Genomic DNA, 18,206 nt, shown 5'->3' on the forward strand with positions numbered 1-18,206 from the left:
CTCTCTTTCTTAGGGTGCGGCTCGCGGGGGCGGCTTGGGTCAGGCGAGGGCGTGGACTTCTTCGATGATTTTCAGGACTTCAATGGACTGGACCGGATCAACGGGCAACGGCCCGCCGCCGCGGAGGGCTGCAGCAAGGTGCCCGTAGAACAGCGGATAGCTGCCTTTCCGGGCCGGGACCGGTGTGGTCCCGCCGTCGATCCCCAAGGCTCCCCAGGCGCTTTCGGGTTCGACGCCGTAGCGGGGATCCGCGGGCAGCACACCGGCGTCGAGCGCCTGCTCCTGACCGTCCAGTCCCCATTTGGTGTAGCCGGCTGTAGAGCCAAGGACGTGGAACCGGTGTCCCACCTGGGCGGCTGCGCCGTTCATCCACAGCCGGGACCGGACCCCGGACTCGTGCAGCAGGGAAACGAACGCCTCCTGCTCTGCTGAGCCGTCAGGTCCGTGCGGGGAGGTTTCCCCGTAGCTTCGGGCCACGGGTCCGAACAGCTGGAGGGCTTGATCGATCAGGTGGGCGCCGAGGTCGTGGAGGATCCCCCCTCCCTCGGCCAGGGTGGCGGAGTCCCGCCAGTTGCCGAAGCCCTCCGGCCGCCACCATTCGAACCGGGATTCAAAGCTCCGGACCTCGCCCAGGGCGCCGGTTTCGAGGATCTCTTTGAGGGTCAAAAAGTCGGCGTCCCAGCGCCGGTTCTGGAAGACCGTCAGCCCGACGCCGGCGTCGGTGGCCCTCGAGGCTAGCTCCTCACCGTGGGCCGACGTGGTGACGAATGGCTTGTCCACCACCACGTGCAGGCCGAGGGCGATTGCCGTTGCGGCGAGGTCGAAGTGCGTCGACGGCGGCGTACCCAGGACCACCAGATCGAGGTCTCCGGCCAGTGCGAACAGGGCTTCCGGCGTCGGGACAACCCGTGCCCGCGGGTACCGTGATGCCGCCGCGGCGGCGCGTTCCGGATCCGCCGTCACGATCACATCGAGCGAGTACGCCGGGTCCGCGGCGAGGAGGGGCGCGTGGAAGACGCGGCCGGAGACGCCGAAGCCGACGACGGCGGTGCGGATGGGTCCGCCGGCAACGGTCCTCATCAGAGCACCTCGGAGAGGAAGCGCTGGAGCCGTTCGCTCTGGGGGTTGTCAAAGAGATCGGCCGGCGATCCTGATTCGACGACTTCACCTTCGTCCATGAAAACCACCTGGTCTGCCACCCTGCGGGCAAAGCCCATCTCGTGGGTGACCACCACCATGGTCATGCCGCGCTTGGCGAGCGAGGCCATCAGGTTCAGGACGCCCTTGACCAGTTCCGGGTCCAGGGCACTGGTGGCTTCGTCGAAGAGCATCACTTCGGGTTCCATGGCCAGCGCCCGCGCGATGGCGACGCGCTGCTGCTGCCCGCCGGAGAGATCACAAGGCCGGTGGTCTGCCCGTTCTGCGAGGCCCACCTCTGCGAGCCGGCGCCGGGCGCGTTCCATCGCCTCGGACTTGGGCATGCCCTTGACGCTCCACAGGGCCAACGCCACGTTCTCCAGCGCTGTGTGGTCCGGGAAGAGGTTGAAGTGCTGGAACACCATGCCGATCCGCCGACGCAGAGTGTCCGGCTTCACGTCCAACGCGCTTTCCCCGGCCAGGAGTACGTCGCCGCTCTTGGGTTCGTGGAGACGGTTGACGCCGCGCAGCAAGGTGGATTTGCCGGAACCGGACGGACCGATCACGCAGGTGGTGGTGCCCGGTGCGACGGCGAGGCTGACGTTGCGCAGCACATCGATCTCGCCAAAGGCCATAGTGAGGTTCTTCAGCTCAAGGCTGGAGCCCTGGAAGGTCTCGATGTCTGCGAGGGTGCTGCTGATGTTGGCGCTCATGTGTTGCTCCCGGTGGTCAGCGGCGAGGCCGCGTCGAGTTCCTTGACTTCATTCAGGCCGCTGCTGGGGGCCGACGGGCGTCGCTTGCCGGTGCGGAAACGGTTGTCGAAATAATTCACCAGATGCGTGAGCGGCACGGTGATGATGAGATAGAAGATTCCGGCCATGACCAGCGGGGAGAGGTTGCCCGAGAGCACTGCGGCGTCCTGGCCCACGCGGAACAGTTCGCGTTCGGAGACCAGCAGCCCCAGGAAGTAGACCAGGGAGGAATCCTTGACGATGGCGATGAACTGATTGACCAGGGCGGGCAGCACCCGCCGGATGCCCTGCGGAACCACCACCAGGGCCATGGACTTCGCATAGCTCATGCCCAGGGCGCGGCATGCCTCGCCCTGTCCCTTGTCCACGCTGAGGATGCCTGCCCGGAAGATTTCGCCGATGTAGGCGCTGGCGATCAGGCTGAGGGCGATGATCCCCAAGGGGTAGGGGGACGGTCCAAAGATCGACTGGCTCAGGCGGGCGAACCCCTGGCCGATCAGCAGGATCGTGAGAATGGCGGGGAGCCCGCGGAACAAGTCCGTGTAGACCCGGGCCGGGATGCGCAACCACCGAGAGGGGGAAATCCCCATAACGGCGACAATCATGCCAAGCACCACGCCGATCACTGTGGCGGCAATGGAAATGATCAGGGTGTTCAGAAGGCCGACACCCAGAAGCTGGGGGAGGACTTCGGCCATTGAGCCGAAGTCGAAGAAGGTGCGGATGATGGTGGTGAACCAGTCCATGGTTGCTCTCAGACGTAGTTAGCTGGGGTACGCCGGGCGGACCGCTGATTGTGGTCCGCCCGGCCGCAAGCCGGGAGGCTTACTTGCTGGGTGCCGGGGTGGCCGTCTGTTCGGCCTTCGGCAGGTACTGTTCGGGCATCGGGGAACCCGGGAACCACTTTTGGTAGAGCTTCTTCCAGGTCCCGTCTTCCATGGCGGCGGCCAGACCATTGTTGAGTGCGTCCGTAAAGGCGGTCTTCCCCTTGGCTACGGCGAATCCGGCGGGAGCGTCGAACGAGGGGATGTCGGCGGCGCTGATCAGCCCGAACTGATCCTGATAGGCCTTGGCGGCCTCGTAGTCCAGGAAGTGCGCATCCACGGAGCCGCTGTTGACCGCGGAGATCGCGGTGTTGTTGTCCGGGAAGCGCACCAGGCTCGCGGACGTGAAGTTCTTGACCGCGTAGGCCTCCTGCAGTGTTCCCTGCACGACGCCCAGACGCTTTCCGCCGAGCGCTTCGGCGTTGCTGACGCCTGAGGTCTTAGTGGTGATCACCGTCAAATAGCCGGCCAGGTAGCCGTCGGAGAAGTCGACCGTCTGTTTGCGCTTGTCCGTGATGCCGATGGCGGCGACGCCGGCATCGAACTGGCCGTTGGCGACGGCGGCCAGCAACCCGGAGAAGTCCTGTCCCGTGAAAACCACCTTGTCGACGCCGGCGCGGTGGGCGACGTCTTTGAAGAGTTCGACGTCGAACCCGGTGAAGTTTCCTTGGGCGTCTGCGAACGCGTAGGGCTTGGAATCGCCGAGGCTGGCGACGCGGATGGAGCCGGGCTCGATCAGGCCGTATGGGTTGTCCGCCGCTGAGGAGGACGGGGAGGCGGACCCCCCGCAGCCGGAAAGGGCCAGGACCGCGGCAACGGCAGCGGCGATGAGCACCCCGGGGCGCAGGTTCGTTCGTGTGATCACAGCGTTTTCCAATCGTGGGGGAGCGGGCTAGGCGGCCGGTGGAACCGCCTCGCGGGGACTGTCGATGCGACTCTTGCTGAGTCCGGTCTCATTCCCTAAGATTGAGACCGGACTCACATCGATTGATAGAAATGTAATCGAAGCCACAAGGGGCGTCAAGAGTCCGCCAGGAAAGGTCGTTATGAATAGTGATGCTTCCCGTCGCCGTGACGTCACAGTCGCCGACGTCGCCAAAGCCGCCCAGGTTTCGAAGGCGCAGGCGGCCCGCGCCCTGGGCAACTATGGTGCGGTCAGTGAGGACGTACGCGAACGGGTCCTGGCCGCCGCCGAAGAGCTGGAGTACCGGCCCAACGAGCTTGCCCGCAGCATGAACACGGGGAAATCGCACACCATTGGGGTGGTAGTCGGCGACATTGAAAACCCCCATTTCGGCCTGGTCACCAGGGGTATCACCGACACGGCGAAGAAGAGCGGCTTCAACGTCATCCTGATCAACACGGACGAGGATACGGCCGCGGAAGTGGACGCCGTCCGGGTCCTCCTGGACAAGCGGGTGGACGGCCTGATCGTGGCCCCGGCATCGTCCGTGGACACACAACATTTACGCCGGGTCTACGAATCGGGCCGGCCGTTAGTGCTTCTGGACCGCAAGGCGCCGGGGCTGGAAGTCGATACTGTGTCGGTCGATATGGAGGGGATATCGCACGAATCCACGAGCTACCTGATCCAGTCCGGACACCGGCGGATCGCGTTCATCTCGACCCTGAAGTCGGTGGAGGCCTACCGCGACGGGATGCCGCTGGACTCTTCCCAGATCTCGGACCGGCGGGACGGAATGAAACGCGCCTTCGAGGAAGCGGGATTGGCCCAGCCGGACAATCTGGTCCGGCTCAATGCCGGAGATGCCGAGTCGATCAAGAAGATCACACGGGAGCTCCTGCAGCGGCCGGAGCCTGCGACGGCGATCATCGCCTCGGACGGGCTCATCGGCCTCAGCGTCGTGGAAGCCATCCAGGAGCTTGGATTGTCCATCCCGGAGGATGTCTCGTTCCTCATGTACGACGACTTCGCCTGGACGCGCCTGACGACGCCTCCGCTGACGGTGATCGCGCAGCCCGTCTACGAGATGGGCGCAGCCGCTGCGACGGCGCTGATCCGGCAGATCGAAGGAAGGAAGACGTCCGCTGCGGCACCCGAATTCACGGCGACGCTGATCCGTCGAGGCTCGGTCGGGGTGCGTCACCCGTAAACAAACTAACAACCGGTTCCGCAGACGGCTGCGACCCGGGTTGGCCCCCAATAGGCCAACCCGGGTCGCTCCTTACTGCGGGGGTCTCAGCTGTGCTGCTAGCGGGCCGCCGACGGCGCCGGCTGGTCCTCGGCAGCGGCCGGTTCACCGGCGATGATGGCGTCGACTGCAGCCTTTTCCTTGGCGCCCCAGGTTTCACGGGTGTTCAGCACGCCGATCAGGCCAATGACGCCCACCAGGACGTACAGCGAGGCGCCGCCGGCCCAGCCGAACACCGAGGCCAGGAGCACCGCCAGGAAGGGCGCGAATCCGGAAATGGAAGCGGCGACCTGGTAGCCGATGGAGGCGCCGGACGTCCGGGTGTTGGTCCGGAACAGCTCCGCGAACCAGGCGCCCTGCGTACCGGTAAACGTCGCGTGGATGATGCCGATGCCGATGCCGATGCCGATCACGAACGCCAGGACGATCAGGAACGGGTTGCCGGTGTTGCTGAGCAGGAACATCGGGAAGCCGAAGACAATGACGGCGATGGCTCCGCCGAGGTAGAGCTTGCGGCGGCCGATCCGGTCGGTCAGGGCGCCGGCGATCAGCGTGACCGGGATGGCCAGGAGGCTGGCGATCACAATGCCGGTGAGGCCGATGGCCCGGTCGTCGGGGTTGTTCTTCGTGATGTAGGAGAGCAGGTAAGTGGCCGTGACGTAGTACGCGCAGCTCTCCACGATCCGCAGGGAGATCACCCGCAGGATGTTCCGCCAGTCGTCCTTGATCACAGTGGTCAGCGGGTTCTTGACGATTGCGCCCATGGCCTTGGTGTGTTCGAATTCGGGGGATTCCTCAAGCTTCATCCGGACAACCAGGCCCACGACGATCAGGATGGAACTCGCCAGGAACGGCAGCCGCCAGGCCTAGTCGGTCTGCAGGGAAGCGGAGAGCAGGAACGCGGCGTTGGCCAGGGTGATGCCCAGCGGGTTGCCCGCCTGCGGGATGGCAGCGAAACGCCCGCGCTTCTTCCAGGGCGCGTGCTCGAACGTCATCATGACGGCGCCGCCCCATTCAGCGCCGAAGGCGAGGCCCTGGATCATCCGGATGATGACCAGCAGGAGGGGCGCGGCGATGCCGACCTGCGCGTAGGTGGGGAGGCAGCCGATCAGGACGGTGGCGATGCCCATGGTCAGCAGCGCGCCGACCAGCACGGGCTTGCGGCCGTACTTGTCGCCGAGGTAGCCGCCGATGGCTCCGCCGATAGGCCGCATCAGGAAGCCCACCGCCAGGGTGGCGAAGGCTAGAAGCGTTCCGACCACGGGGTCCGTGTTGGGGAAGAAGACCTTGCCGAAGTACAGGGCCGCAGCCTCACACACGTGCCGGCGGCCGAAGCCATGGCGGTCTTGATCTTTCCGGGTGAACCGTGGGCGGCCTGGCGCGGCCGGTCCGTGATTGCTGCCGTCATGTTCTATATCTCCTTTGATATTGCTGGACAGCCTTGGGCAGTATGCCGAAGGCCAGGTAAACGATTGGTCGTGCGGTGCCGGCCGGGTCAGATTTCGGCGGCCAGTTCCCTGGCTCCCTCGAGCTCCATTTCGCGCAGCTTCTGGACCCGGCGGATGGTGTCCTCGTCGTTGTCGAATTTCGCGTCGAGGAAGGACTGGAGGACTTCCTTGGCCGTGGCCCTTCCGATGAGCCAGGCACCCATGGCGATTGCGTTCGCGTCGTCGTGCTCCACGCTCTGGTGGGCGGAATAGACGTCGTGTCCCAGGGCGCAGCGGATGCCCGGGATCTTGTTGGCCGCCATCACGGCGCCGACCCCGGTGCCGCAGACCAGCACGGCCCGATCGGCCTCGCCGGACCGGACAAGATCGCAGGTGGCCCGGGTGATGTCCGGGAAGTCGACCGGCGACTCGCTGGGCGCGCCGCAGTCGATGACCTCATGGCCGAGATCCTCCAGGACCGACTGGACAAAGGCCTTGAGCGGGAAGCCGGCGTGATCGTTGCCGAGTGCGATTTTCAGGGGTCTCCTTAGTTCGGGACGACGAGGCTGGGCATTGCGGGATTCGGCGCGGGCGCCGGTACTTCATGAAGCCATGGAATCGATTCCATGGCGCCGGTGCGTGTGACGGCAAGGGCTGAAGCGCGGGTGGCGTGGATCATTGCGGCAGGCAGTTCGCGGGGGCCGCCGGCCAGGGCTGCCGCGAGGTAGCCCACGAACGTGTCGCCGGCTCCCGTGGTGTCCTTCGCGTCTACTCTGGCCGCCGGCACATGCACCAGGCCGCCGTCGAGAACCGTGAAGGACCCTTCAGCGCTGGCGGTGCAGACGATGGCCGGACCCAGAGCCGGGGGAAGTGTCTGGACCAGTTCCTGATGGCTCCCGGACACCCCGGCAAGGTCCGCCAGAACCCGGATTTCCTGTTCGTTGACCACGAGGAGGTCGACGTCGTCGAGCAGCCCGTCGATCTGCCGGGGGGCGGGGGCGGCGTTGAGGATGACGAACGCCCCGCGGCTCCTAGCGGTCCGCGCGGCCTGCCGGACCAGCGTCGTCGGAATCTCCAGTTGCAGGACCAGGACATCACCGGCCCGGACGGCGGCAAGTCCCGCGTCGACGTCGGCGGCGGTGAGCCCGGAGTTCGCGCCCGGACTGACGATGATCTGGTTCTCGCCCTGGTCGTCGACGGCGATGATTGCCGCTCCCGTGGCGGTGGTGCCGCTGACTTGCACGTGGCCGGCGTCGATGCCCGCCTCGGCGAGGACCGCAAGGATCTTGCGGCCATGGGCGTCGTCGCCGACGGCGCCGGTGAATGTCACCGTCGCCCCGGCCCGGGCGGCCGCGACGGCCTGGTTGCCGCCCTTGCCGCCGGGGCTGAACGTTGCGTCCGAGCCGCGGACGGTCTCGCCCGCCCGCGGCAGGGAACGGACGCGGATGTTCTGGTCGATATTGAGGCTTCCGACCACAAAAACCGTGCTCATTGGACCTGCTCCTTCGGTGGTGTCGGACGGTGCCCCAAGCCGCAAATCAGAGGGGTCGGACGTAAGTGGGCAGCAGTTGTCACGGCTGCCCCAGGCTGGGGTCCGGAGTGCCTGAGGAGGCACGGACAATGAGTTCGCTCGGGAGGACGACCGATTCCGGCTTCTGCCCGTCGATCACTTCGAGCAAGAGCCTGACCGCGGTACGGCCCATCGCCTCCACATCATGGGAGATGACGGTCAGGGGCGGATCAAGGAGCGAAAACCACTCGATGTCGTCGAAGGCGATGAGGGCCATGTCGCGGCCGATGCGCAGCCCCTTCCGGTTCAAGGTGACCAGCGCTCCGACGGCCATGGGGCTGTCGGCGGCCAGCAGTGCGGTCGGCGGCTGCGCGAGCCCCAGCAGGTGGTGCGCGCCGGCCGAGCCGCTGGCGGACTGGAAGTCGCCGAAATACGTCAGGGCGGGGTCGGTGCTGAGCCCGAACTCCCGGGCCGCGCGGCAAAACGACTTGAGCCGGTCCCGTCCCGTGGACGTGGTCTGCGGTCCGGCGATATAGCCGACACGCTCGTGGCCCTGCCGGGCGAGATGCTCCGCGGCCTGGCGGATGCCGGAATCACTGTCGGTGGTGACACTCGGGACGTCGATGCCGTCGACGGTCCGGTCGACGAACACGGTGGGGATGTCCCGTTCCAGCAGGGCGTGCAGGCTGGAGCTCCCCTCGCCCTGCGGTGCGGCGATCACGCCGTCAACGCGCTGCGAAATGAAGGTGTCCAGGTACCGGTCCTGCTGCGGAATGCTCTCGTTGGCGTTGCCCAGCAGGGTGACGAGCCCCTCCGCGAGGGCCGCCTGCTCGGCCGCGTGCGCCAGATCAGCGAAGAACGGGTTGCGGACGTCCGAAAGGAGCAGTCCGATGACGTTGGTCCGGGTGGAGCGGAGAGCGCGCGCCTGGGCGTTGGGGTGAAAGTCCAGCTCGGCGACGGCGGCGGCCACCTTCTCCCGGGACTGCGGGGAGGTTGCCGGGTTTCCGGAAAGCACCCTGGACGCCGTCGCGGCGGAGACGCCGGCCAGTGCTGCCACGTCCTTGATGGTGATGGAAGGTCCCGTCACTGCTGCGCCCTTTCGCCTTTGAACCGCTCATAAACTGTTTGTGGAATCGATTCCATGGAATCGGTTCCACGAGTATGTGACGCAGGCTGCAATCTGTCAATGGTTGGTTCAGATGCGAATGCGGAGCCTATTCGGCCAGCAGGCGAAGCGGAAAGTGCCCGGCGAGTCGCAGAATGCCTGGCGACGCGTAATATGCCCGGCGACGCGTGCTGTGTCCACCGAGGCGCGAAATTCCTGCCGATGCGGGAATTCCGGTGTCGGCAGGAAATTTGCGCATTGCGCAGCAAGGTGCGCGTCGCGGCGCGCCGGGCAGTCAAGCCAGGCCGGGCGCCGCTCAGTCCCCGTGGACGGCGCTTTGCTTCGCTTCCGAGCGGTCCAGGTATGCCAGCAGAAGGCCGGCGGCCCGTTCCGTTTCGCCGGCTTCCAGGGCGGCGCAGATCGTCTCGTTGTCGTCGAGGTAGCCGCGGTAGAAATGCGCGTCCAGCGTCGCCTTATGGAAGAACAGGCGCATTTCGGCGAGGACCTGGGACATGATCGTGCCCAGCCGGCGGCTCCCCGCCAGGGCCACGATGGCGCCATGGAAGTGCTGGTTTGCGGTGCCGAGTCCTTCTTCGTCGTCCGCGGCAGCAGCGGCTTTGCCCTCCTCCACCGCAGCCCGGACAGCTGCCACCCGCTCAGGACTGCCTCCGGCGCGGATCGCGCTGACCTCGATGGCGCGGCGCACGGTGTAGACATCGTGGATGTCGCCGGGGCCAAGGCTTGCCACGAACACGCCGCGGTTGGGGAGGCGGACCACCAGCCGCTCCCCGGCGAGTTCGGCGAAGGCCTCCCGGACGGTGTTGCGGGACACCCCGAGGTCCTCCGCGATGGCCGACTCGGTGAGCCGGGTTCCCGGCAGCAACAACCCTTCGGCCAGTTGCAGGCGGAGCTCGGCGGCAACGCGGTCCGCCACCGAGGGAACTGTCACGCGCAACCGCGCCGCAGCCGCGCCGGGAGCCGCGCCGGAAGCCGTGCCGGCAACTGCATCGGAAGTCGTCATGCTGCCGAATCTACACGATTGTTCCAATGTTGAATCGTCAGATTGTTGAACAATCGGCCAAAGTGATGCATCCTTAGTAGGGGGCTACCATGAGACGAGGATCACAAATGGCAACCATTGACCTGAACAGCGACGTCGGCGAGTCTTTCGGACGCTGGACCCTGGGCGACGACACAGCGATGTTCCGCTCGGTGTCCAGTGCGAACGTGGCATGCGGATTCCACGCGGGTGACCCCAGCGTCATCCGCCGGACCTGCCGCGAAGCGGTTTCCGCCGGCGTCGTGATCGGCGCCCACGTCGGCTACCGCGACCTCGCGGGCTTCGGCCGGCGCTTCCTGGACATCGATCCAAAAGAACTGGCGGACGACGTCGTCTACCAGATCGGCGCGCTGCAGGCGCTGGCCGCCGTCGAGGGCGGCACGGTGCGGTACGTGAAGCCGCACGGCGGCCTCTACAACGCGATCGTTGCGCACACCGGCCAGGCGCAGGCAGTCGTCGACGCCGTGAAGTCCGTTGACCCGAACCTTCCTATCTTGGGCCTGCCGGGCTCCGAAGTGCTCCGCCTCGCCGAGGCCGCCGGACTCCGTGCGGTCACCGAAGCCTTTGCCGACCGCGCCTACAACCCGGACGGCACACTCGTATCCCGTACGCTCCCCGGAGCCGTGCTGGAGGACCCCGCTCTCGTCGCCGAGCACGTCCTCCGGATGGCCACCGATTCCGCCGTCCGCACCATCGATGGCTCCATCCTGAAAATCAGCGCCGAAAGCATCTGCGTCCATGGCGACTCCCCGGGAGCCGTCACCATGGCCGCGGCCGTCCGCGAAGCGCTCACCGCCGCGGGCATCACCACCGCCGCATTCGTCTAAGCAGTACCGCCGCTTCACACCATGGTCCCCGCCGGGCCATCCCGCACGTACACCCGAGCAACAGGCAGCACACCCGCACCCTGGAGGAAAATCATGTCCGCACCGCACCAGGCCACTCCGGCCGCCAGCAAGAGGAAGGTGCCGCCCGGCGCCCTCAAGGCCTACGCCGCGAGCCTCACCGGCACGTCCCTGGAGTACTACGACTTTGCGATCTACTCCGTGGCCTCGGCCCTGGTGTTCCCCAAGATCTTCTTCCCCGGCAACAACGAGTTCGTCGGCCTGCTGCTGTCCTTCTCCGCATTCGCCGTGGGCTACCTGGCCCGCCCCATCGGTGGAGTGATCTTCGGCCGGCTCGGTGACAAGATCGGCCGCAAGTACGTCCTCGTCTTCACCCTGATGCTGATCGGCGTCGCGACCGTGCTGATCGGTCTCTTGCCGGGCTACGCGAGCATCGGCGTCGCCGCCCCCATCATCCTGGTGCTGCTGCGCCTGGCCCAGGGCATCGGCGTCGGCGGCGAATGGGGCGGTGCCGTCCTGCTCTCCAGCGAGTTCGGTGACGCCAACAAGCGCGGCTTCTGGTCCTCCGCCGCGCAGATCGGCCCGCCGGCCGGCAACCTGATGGCCAACGGTGTCCTGGCGATCCTCGCCGCGACCCTCACCGACGAGGCCTTCCTCTCCTGGGGCTGGCGCGTCGCCTTCCTCGCCTCCGCCCTCCTGGTGGTCTTCGGCCTGGTGATCCGGCTCAAGCTCGAGGAAACCCCCGTCTTCAAGGCCATCCAGGCCCACGGCGAGCAGCCCAAGGCCCCCATCAAAGAGGTCTTCACCAAGGAACCCCGCGCCCTCGTGGCCGCCGCCCTCTCCCGCGTCTGCCCCGACGTGCTCTACGCCCTCTTCACCGTCTTCGTGGCCGTCTACGCCACCAAGGAACTGGGCATGACCACCGGCAATGTCCTCTCGGCCATCCTGATCGGCTCCGCCTTCCAGTTGTTCCTAATCCCCTTTGCCGGCGCCCTGACGGACCGCTTCAACCGCCGCCTCGTCTACGGCATCGCCGCCGTCGGCACCGCCGTGTACATTCCGCTGTTCTTCCTTATGATCCAGGACAAATCCGTGCCCATGCTGACCCTCGGCGTCGTGATCGGCCTGGCCTTCCACGCCTTCATGTACGGCCCGCAGGCCGCCTACATCACCGAGCAGTTCCCGGTCCGGCTGCGCTACGCCGGCAGCTCGCTGGCCTACACCCTGGCCGGCGTGATCGGCGGCGCCGTCGCACCGCTGATCTTCACCGCCCTCTACGCCGCCACCGGCGACTGGTACCTGATCGCCGGCTACCTCGCGGTCGCCTCGGTCGTCACCGTCGTCGGCCTGGCCCTGGGCCGGAACCCGCAGACCAAGGAAGAAGAACGGCTCCTTCAGGATGCCCACGCCTAAGCGGCGCGGATCCTTTTCACCGGCAACCGGCAACGATGGAAGCAGCTCATGATTGAGACAGCGGGGAAAACCCTGGCAGCACAGAACGCCGCAGCACACAGGGTCCGCTCCGTGCGGGCGGTGGGGACCCGCGCGGTGCTCGCCGAACTCGCCGGCACCCCGGACGTGCTGGCCCTGCAGGCCTTGCTCCTCGAGAAACCCCTGCCAGGCCAGCTGGACGTGCTGGCCGCGGCCGAGACCGTCCTGGTCAAGACGGACTCGCCGGCCTCGGCCCGGCGGCTCGCGGAACTCCTGCTCCAGCTCGACCTCACGGCTCCCGTGCAGCGCGACGGCGAACTGGTGGTCATCGACACCGTGTACGACGGCGAGGACCTCGCCGAAGTCGGTAAGCTGACCGGCCTCGGCCCGGACGGCGTGATCGCCGCCCACACCGGCCAGATCTGGACCGTGGCGTTCGCCGGCTTCGCCCCCGGATTTGGCTACATGGTGGGGGAGAACCAGGCCCTCGAAGTGCCGCGTCGGAGCTCCCCGCGCACCGCCGTCCCCGCCGGCTCGGTGGCGCTGGCCGGCAACTACTCGGCCGTCTACCCGCGCAGCTCGCCCGGCGGCTGGCAGCTGATCGGCCACACCAGCGCCAAAATGTGGGACCTGGACCGCGAGCAGCCCGCCCTGGCCGCCCCAGGCCACCGCGTGCAGTTCCGCGCCGTCCGCGAATCCGTGACGCTGCCCGCGGAGCATCCCGCCGCCGGCGCTGACGTCCAGCAGGACATCGCCTCCGGCCTGCGGATCGTGTCGCCGGGACTGCAGAGCCTCATCCAGGACCTTGGCCGGCACGGCCACTCCGGCCTGGGCGTCTCCGCCGCCGGCGCGCTGGACCGGGCCTCGCTGCGCCGGGCCAACCGCCTCGTCGGGAACACGCCGTCGGCCGCCGCCATCGAAACCGTCGCCGGAGGGCTCACGGTCCAGGCGGTCGGGGACCAGGTCCTCGCCGTCACCGGGGCGCCGTCGGAACTGGTGATCGAGACGCCGGACGCGGAGTCCGGACCGTTCCAGCGGACCGTCCCGATGGCAGCCCCGTTTGCCTTGCTCGACGGCGAAACCCTGACGCTCGGCGTTCCCGGGAGCGGCTTCCGCAGCTACCTCGCCGTCCGCGGCGGCGTGGACGCCGTCCCGGTGCTCGGCAGCCGCTCCACGGACACCATGTCCGGCATCGGGCCGGCACCGCTGGCCGCCGGCCAGCAAATCCCCTCCGGCGGGGAGTCCGAGTCCGGCGTCGTCGGGGATCCCGAACTGCAGCCGGGCTACCCGGACTCCGGGGTGACCGTGCTTGACGTCGTCCCCGGACCGCGCGCCGACTGGTTCGACGCCGAGGCGCTGGATTCATTCTGCCGCCAGGAATGGGACGTCAAGCCGCAGTCCAACCGCGTGGGCATGCGCCTGGACGGGACCGCGCTGCAGCGCAGCCGCACCGGCGAACTGCCCAGCGAGGGCACCGTCGCCGGGGCCATCCAGATCCCGCCGGAAGGCCTGCCCGTGCTCTTCCTGGCCGACCACCCCATCACGGGCGGCTACCCCGTGATCGCCGTGCTGGTGGACCAGCAGCTCGACACCGCCGCGCAGGTCCCGATCGGCGGCAAGATCCGCTTCCGCTGGGCACCCGCCGAAAAGCACGCGGCGCCCGGCACCACCGAACAGTCCGCCGCCACGGCGGCCCCCGAACGAAAAGCGAGTAACTGATGCGTAAGGTCCTGATCGCCAACCGCGGAGAAATCGCCGTCCGCATTGCCCGGGCCTGCGACGACGCGCAGCTGGCCTCCGTCGCCGTCTACGCGGACATCGACGCCGACGCCCTGCACGTCTCTGCGGCGGATGAAGCGTTCAGCCTGGACGGCAATTCGCCTGCGGATACGTACCTGAACATCGCCAAGCTTCTGGCCGTGGCCGCCGAGTCCGGCGCGGACGCCGTCCACCCCGGCTACGGCTTCCTCTCCGAGAACGCCGACTTCGCCCAGGCGGTCCTCGACGCCGGCCTGACCTGGATCGGGCCCACCCCGGACGCCATCCGGCTGCTCGGCAACAAGATCACGGCCCGCGAGGCGGCCGTCCGTGCCGGCGCGCCCTTGGTGACCGGCAGCGACGGCCCGGTGGATTCCGCCGCGGAGGCCCGAGACTTCGCCGAGGAGCACGGACTTCCAATGGCAATCAAGGCAGCCTTCGGCGGCGGCGGCCGCGGCATGAAGGTGGTCCGTGCGCTGGACGAGGTGGAGGAAGCCTTCGACTCCGCCGTCCGCGAGGCCGTCGCGGCGTTCGGCCGTGGGGAGTGCTTCGTGGAGCGCTACCTGGACCGTCCCCGCCACGTCGAGGCGCAGGTCCTGGCGGACGCGCACGGCAACGTCGTCGTCGTCGGAACCCGCGACTGCTCGTTGCAGCGCCGGCACCAGAAGCTCCTGGAGGAGGCGCCCGCGCCGTTCCTCACCGGGCAGCAGACCAGGCTGATCTACGACGCCGCCAAGGCCGTCTGCCGGGAGGCCAGCTACTCCGGCGCCGGCACGGTGGAGTTCCTCGTCGCCGCGGACGGCACCGTCGCATTCCTCGAGGTCAACACCCGCCTGCAGGTGGAGCACCCCATCACCGAGGAGACCACCGGAATCGACCTCGTGCAGGAGCAGTTCCGCATCGCGGCGGGGGAGCCACTGCGGTTCAGTGAGGACCCGGCGCCGCGCGGTCATGCCTTCGAATTCCGGCTCAACGCCGAGGACGTGGGCCGCGGCTTCCTGCCCTCACCCGGGACCATCGGCGAGTTCGCCGGCCCCACCGGCCCCGGCATCCGCCTCGACACCGGCGTCCGGTCCGGCTCCTTCGTCGCGCCGCAGTTCGATTCCCTGCTCGCGAAGCTCATCGTCACAGGCGCGGACCGGCAGCAGGCGCTGCGCCGTGCCCGCCGCGCCCTCGCCGAGATGACCATCACGGGCGTGGCCACCGTGCTGCCCTTCCACCGGGCCGTGCTGGAATCCCCGGACTTCACCTCAGAGGACGGCCTGGGCATCCACACCCGCTGGATCGAGACCGACTTCGCGGACACCGTCTCCATCACCGCCGATCCCGACTACAGCACCACCGCGCCGGACGGCGAACGCCGCACCATCACCGTCGAGGTGGACGGCCGGCGCCTCGCGGTCGGCCTTCCGGCCGATCTGCTGGACGGCTGGGCGCGCTCGGGCGGTCCCCTGCCCGCCGGGCTGTCCCTGGACGGAGCATCCGACGGCGGCGCCGCCGGTGCCGCTGATCCGGGGGAGCTGCGCGCCGATATGGCCGGCACCGTGGTGAAGTGGCTCGTGGAACCGGGCACCGTGGTGTCCGCGGGGGATCCGGTGGTTGTCCTGGAGGCGATGAAGATGGAAACCCAGATTTCCGCTCACCGGGCCGGGACTGTCACGGACCTGCGGGCCGAAGCGGGCGGCGTGGTGGCTGCCGGCGCGGTGCTGGCGCTGATCGGCTGACCCGGCTCGGGCAGCCCGACGGCGTCCCGGGACCCGGCGCTAGAGGCTCCAGCCCCCGGATCACCCAGTCCGCACCCATGGTCCTCCCAGTGGCGGGCTGGACCATAAAGGCATGTACCTAGTCCATTCCCGAGCCGACGAACACCGACTTCCGCGGCGCGGTCCCTGGTTCCGGCAAGCGCGGTCCCCGGATGCGAGATGCCCAGTAGATCTGCGTGCCTAACATTCCCGATCAGCGCGGACGGTCCAACCCGTCGGCGCTCAAGAGTGGGGTGAGTTCACGAAGGGACCTGATGGTGACCTCCGGCGGCGTGAAGTACGCAGGGTACGGGGCGTGGGCACGGTTGATCCAAGCGGTGCGCAATCCGGCCCGGGCTGCGCCGTGAATATCCCAGGGATGGACAGCTACCAGGAGCATCTGTCCCGGTTCCACACTGCAGGTCTTCGCAATATGCGTGTATGCAGCCGGAACGGGCTTCCAGGCCGGCCCGTCCTCAACCGACAGCAGGGTCTCAAAGGCCTCCTGGATTCCCGCGTCGCCCAAGAGTTTTCCGGCCACTTGGGTCGAGCCGTTGGATAGCGTCACCAGGCGGAACCCTGCGGCCCTCAAGTCCCGGACTCCGCCGACAATGTCAGGGTGGAGAGCAAGATCAGCGAAGCCGCTCATAATGTGCCCGACGGCCTCCTCCACCCCCCGGTTCAATGGCAGCCCCGCCAGGCTCACCCGCAGTAACTCAGCCGCGACATCCGCGAACTTCGCCCTGCCTCCGGCGGCGGCAAGGGCAAAACCGTCCCGCAGCACCCCGGCAAACCAGACTTTGGCCAAGAAGGACGGTGCCCCGGTCTCGGCAAACCGGCCACCCATGACCGACATGTCCGACAAGGTTTCATTGACATCAAAAACGATAACGGCGGGCCGGGTGGGCATCAGGGGCTCAATTCCGTGGGGATAAGGCATCCACGCACTGATCGTATCCGTGCGCATCCCGACGAACGATGCGGGCGACGGTCGGCCTGGGATTCGTGTCGTCCCCCGCGAAATGATCGGCCGCGTAGGCCGGGAAGTTTTCGCCTTCCGGGAGTCGAAAAGGGTGGGGGCCCGGGATGAGGCCCAGACAGGTGGCCTGCGTCAGGTCCGCCTAGCCCAAGGTTTTCATGGCGGGCCCGTCGGGATGGCGTGTTAATCAGGGAAAGGGTGCGAACCAACAGGCCACACCGGACTGCCCGAAAACAGAAATCAACCGCCCATCAGCCGCGGCCACAAATCAGCGGCCATCAACGAGCATCGTGAAAAATCGAGGCTAAGGCCCTTTGAATTCGTCCATGCCTGATATTCCGACCATTGACCCTGCCCCTCGAGAGAGCCGGGTCCGGACACCGGGACGCCAACGAACCGGTCATTTCCGCGTAGGTAGTCATGTCTGCAGCTGCCTCCCGCCGGTCTGGCAAACGGGCGGCCTGCAGGCCACAATGAGTGCACCGGTTTCTGGGTGGTGATGGTGTCGTGTCTTGGATAATTGTGGCGGGCTGCAGGTTACTGCTGGTCATCGGCGGGGGACTGGTCATTGGCTTTGGAAACCGTCCTGTGTGGCTACTGGCCGCCTTGGCCCGGCCTGCCACCGGACCGGAGACCCCTGCCGCGGCATTCCGCCGCTACCTGTGGTGGGCGAACGTGGCGACGGTAGCCGCGGTCGCGTCCGCGTTCCTGGTTGCGTGGCCCGGCGGCCGGCTTGTGATGCGCATCCTGGCCCTCACATCACCGGCGTCGGCGCAAGGAAGGCTTACCGAGGCTCAGGCGATCGTGGGTATCCCCACGGTCGAGGGCACGCTGACTTTATTGATCTTCGCGGGCCTTCCGGCGGGCTTCGCAGCAGCGTTTACCTACGTGCTGATCCGCCGGTGGCTGCCCGAAGGGAGGTGGGCGGGTCCGGCGCTGGGCGTCGTGCTTCTGCTGGTTTTCGGAGCTTCCGTGGAGCCGTTGCGGCCAGAGAATGTTGACTTCGATATTGTCGAACCCGGGTGGCTGACCGTCGTACTCTTCGCAGCCCTCGCCGTGTTCCACGGTGCGCTCGTCGCGGCAGTGGCCGGGGCTGTCAGTGACCGTCTCCTCCCCGTGAGCAGAACGACCTGGAAGTCCTATCTGCCGCTGCTGGCGGCGATTCTTTTCCCGCCGGCCGGGCTCGTGCTTGGACTCGGCGCGCTGCTCGTGCTGCCCTGGGCCAAGGTCGTTCCTTCCACCCGTTCGCGGCATCCGCGGGCCGCCCTGTGGGTGGGGCGCGGCATGCTCCTTCTGGCGTCGCTGGCCCTCTTGCCGACCTTTGTCGGCGCGGTGGCCTCGATCGCATCACGGTGAACCGGTCCGGAACGGGGGGCCAGAATGGCTGCCTGACGGTCGCGGCGCACGGTCCACCACCGCGCATCGTCAATACGCCTCCCGGGTCAGAGACTTCCCGCTCCCCCGTCTGCTGAGGCTTCCATCA

At 67.5% G+C, this 18,206-nt stretch carries 15 protein-coding genes and 1 pseudogene; 6 read left to right on the forward strand and 10 right to left on the reverse strand.

Annotated elements, in window-relative coordinates; all coding sequences use genetic code 11:
- Window positions 1-39: 39 nt before the first annotated feature.
- The 4 genes from ABIB51_RS11305 to ABIB51_RS11320 all read right to left on the reverse strand — a co-directional run bounded on the left by ABIB51_RS11305 (window position 40) and on the right by ABIB51_RS11320 (window position 3,575).
- Complete coding sequence (locus tag ABIB51_RS11305; protein WP_354188026.1) at window positions 40-1,080, reverse strand: Gfo/Idh/MocA family protein; 1,041 nt, start codon at window positions 1,078-1,080, stop codon at window positions 40-42.
- Entirely contained in the window at window positions 1,080-1,850 is a 771-nt protein-coding gene (locus ABIB51_RS11310) for an amino acid ABC transporter ATP-binding protein (protein ID WP_354188027.1), read from the reverse strand. The genes ABIB51_RS11305 and ABIB51_RS11310 overlap by 1 nt, the downstream gene beginning before the upstream one ends.
- The gene (locus ABIB51_RS11315) at window positions 1,847-2,635 is read right to left on the reverse strand and encodes an amino acid ABC transporter permease (protein ID WP_354188028.1); all 789 of its coding nucleotides are present in this window, start codon (window positions 2,633-2,635) and stop codon (window positions 1,847-1,849) included. The genes ABIB51_RS11310 and ABIB51_RS11315 overlap by 4 nt, the downstream gene beginning before the upstream one ends.
- Window positions 2,636-2,714: 79 nt before the next feature.
- Window positions 2,715-3,575 carry an ABC transporter substrate-binding protein gene (locus ABIB51_RS11320; RefSeq protein WP_354188064.1) on the reverse strand — a complete coding sequence of 287 codons (861 nt, stop codon included), beginning with the start codon at window positions 3,573-3,575 and terminating at the stop codon, window positions 2,715-2,717.
- Between the two features lie 184 nt (window positions 3,576-3,759).
- Here ABIB51_RS11320 and ABIB51_RS11325 point away from each other — a divergent pair, with 184 nt between their 5' ends.
- Window positions 3,760-4,827 (forward strand): LacI family DNA-binding transcriptional regulator, encoded by a 1,068-nt coding sequence (locus tag ABIB51_RS11325; RefSeq protein ID WP_354188029.1) that lies wholly within the window; start codon window positions 3,760-3,762, stop codon window positions 4,825-4,827.
- Window positions 4,828-4,925: 98 nt separating this feature from the next.
- Here the strand turns inward: ABIB51_RS11325 and ABIB51_RS11330 are convergent.
- The 5 genes and pseudogenes from ABIB51_RS11330 to ABIB51_RS11350 all read right to left on the reverse strand — a co-directional run bounded on the left by ABIB51_RS11330 (window position 4,926) and on the right by ABIB51_RS11350 (window position 9,929).
- Window positions 4,926-6,185: pseudogene (locus ABIB51_RS11330) on the reverse strand (MFS transporter).
- Between the two features lie 176 nt (window positions 6,186-6,361).
- Window positions 6,362-6,832: an RpiB/LacA/LacB family sugar-phosphate isomerase gene (locus ABIB51_RS11335; protein WP_354188065.1), complete on the reverse strand. Its 471-nt coding sequence runs from the start codon at window positions 6,830-6,832 to the stop codon at window positions 6,362-6,364.
- An 8-nt stretch (window positions 6,833-6,840) separates the two neighbouring features.
- A complete protein-coding gene (locus ABIB51_RS11340) occupies window positions 6,841-7,785 on the reverse strand; it encodes a ribokinase (RefSeq protein ID WP_354188030.1) in 945 nt (314 codons plus the stop codon).
- A gap of 79 nt (window positions 7,786-7,864) precedes the next feature.
- Complete coding sequence (locus tag ABIB51_RS11345; RefSeq protein ID WP_354188031.1) at window positions 7,865-8,890, reverse strand: LacI family DNA-binding transcriptional regulator; 1,026 nt, start codon at window positions 8,888-8,890, stop codon at window positions 7,865-7,867.
- Between the two features lie 334 nt (window positions 8,891-9,224).
- Entirely contained in the window at window positions 9,225-9,929 is a 705-nt protein-coding gene (locus tag ABIB51_RS11350) for a GntR family transcriptional regulator (RefSeq protein WP_354188032.1), read from the reverse strand.
- A 107-nt stretch (window positions 9,930-10,036) separates the two neighbouring features.
- Here ABIB51_RS11350 and ABIB51_RS11355 point away from each other — a divergent pair, with 107 nt between their 5' ends.
- The 4 genes from ABIB51_RS11355 (at window position 10,037) to ABIB51_RS11370 (ending at window position 15,726) form a co-directional block, all read left to right on the forward strand.
- On the forward strand, window positions 10,037-10,795 hold the full coding sequence (locus ABIB51_RS11355; protein WP_354188033.1) for a LamB/YcsF family protein: 759 nt from the start codon (window positions 10,037-10,039) through the stop codon (window positions 10,793-10,795).
- 93 nt (window positions 10,796-10,888) lie between these two features.
- Window positions 10,889-12,226, forward strand: a complete 1,338-nt coding sequence (locus ABIB51_RS11360) for an MFS transporter (protein ID WP_354188034.1) — start codon at window positions 10,889-10,891, stop codon at window positions 12,224-12,226.
- Between the two features lie 48 nt (window positions 12,227-12,274).
- Entirely contained in the window at window positions 12,275-13,963 is a 1,689-nt protein-coding gene (locus ABIB51_RS11365) for a 5-oxoprolinase subunit B/C family protein (protein ID WP_354188035.1), read from the forward strand.
- Entirely contained in the window at window positions 13,963-15,726 is a 1,764-nt protein-coding gene (locus ABIB51_RS11370) for an acetyl/propionyl/methylcrotonyl-CoA carboxylase subunit alpha (RefSeq protein ID WP_354188036.1), read from the forward strand. Before ABIB51_RS11365 ends, ABIB51_RS11370 begins: the two co-directional genes overlap by 1 nt.
- Window positions 15,727-15,958: 232 nt before the next feature.
- Here the strand turns inward: ABIB51_RS11370 and ABIB51_RS11375 are convergent, their stop codons facing one another.
- On the reverse strand, window positions 15,959-16,684 hold the full coding sequence (locus ABIB51_RS11375; RefSeq protein ID WP_354188037.1) for a haloacid dehalogenase type II: 726 nt from the start codon (window positions 16,682-16,684) through the stop codon (window positions 15,959-15,961).
- A gap of 546 nt (window positions 16,685-17,230) precedes the next feature.
- On the opposite strand from ABIB51_RS11375, the gene ABIB51_RS11380 reads away from it, so the two are divergent.
- A complete protein-coding gene (locus ABIB51_RS11380) occupies window positions 17,231-18,079 on the forward strand; it encodes a hypothetical protein (RefSeq protein WP_354188038.1) in 849 nt (282 codons plus the stop codon).
- Window positions 18,080-18,206: the final 127 nt, after the last annotated feature.

The organism is Arthrobacter sp. UYCu712 (assembly GCF_040547005.1).
Lineage (GTDB): Bacteria > Actinomycetota > Actinomycetes > Actinomycetales > Micrococcaceae > Arthrobacter.